Genomic DNA, 610 nt, shown 5'->3' on the forward strand with positions numbered 1-610 from the left:
GGTGTGATTCATGACTGGGGTGAAGTCGTAACAAGGTAGCCGTAGGGGAACCTGCGGCTGGATCACCTCCTTAATCGACGACATCAGCCTGCTGATGAGCACCCACACGAATTGCTTGATTCATTGTAAAAGACGATCAAGACCCAAAGTTGTACCGTTAGGTCTGTAGCTCAGTTGGTTAGAGCGCACCCCTGATAAGGGTGAGGTCGGCAGTTCAAATCTGCCCAGACCTACCATTTTGATTGGAATGGTGAGCACCCCATGCCTCTGGATAAAGAGAGGTGAGGACGGCTCTTCTGCAGTTCAAATCTGCCCAGACCTACCATTACATGGTTTAGCCGCAGAATACGGGGCCATAGCTCAGCTGGGAGAGCGCCTGCCTTGCACGCAGGAGGTCAGCGGTTCGATCCCGCTTGGCTCCACCACTTTCGCTGTACACAGTCACTTGTCAGAACTTAGAAATGAACATTCGTGAATGAATGTTGATTTCTGACTTTTGTCAGATCGTTCTTTAAAAATTCGGATATGTGATAGAAATAGACTGAACACCAGTTTCACTGCTGGTGGATCAGGCTAAGGTAAAATTTGTGAGTTCTGCTCGAAAGAGCGA

2 tRNA genes and 1 rRNA gene are annotated in these 610 nt (G+C 48.9%); all 3 read left to right on the forward strand.

Features of this window, described 5'->3' with window-relative positions:
* Positions 1-73 (forward strand): 16S ribosomal RNA (locus HP547_RS29230); the annotation flags it as partial.
* Positions 74-159: 86 nt separating this feature from the next.
* A tRNA-Ile gene (locus tag HP547_RS29235) sits at positions 160-236 on the forward strand.
* 113 nt (positions 237-349) lie between these two features.
* Positions 350-425: transfer RNA gene (locus tag HP547_RS29240), tRNA-Ala, on the forward strand.
* Positions 426-610: the final 185 nt, after the last annotated feature.

It is taken from the genome of Pseudomonas sp. CM27, from assembly GCF_013179515.1.
Lineage (GTDB): Bacteria > Pseudomonadota > Gammaproteobacteria > Pseudomonadales > Pseudomonadaceae > Aquipseudomonas.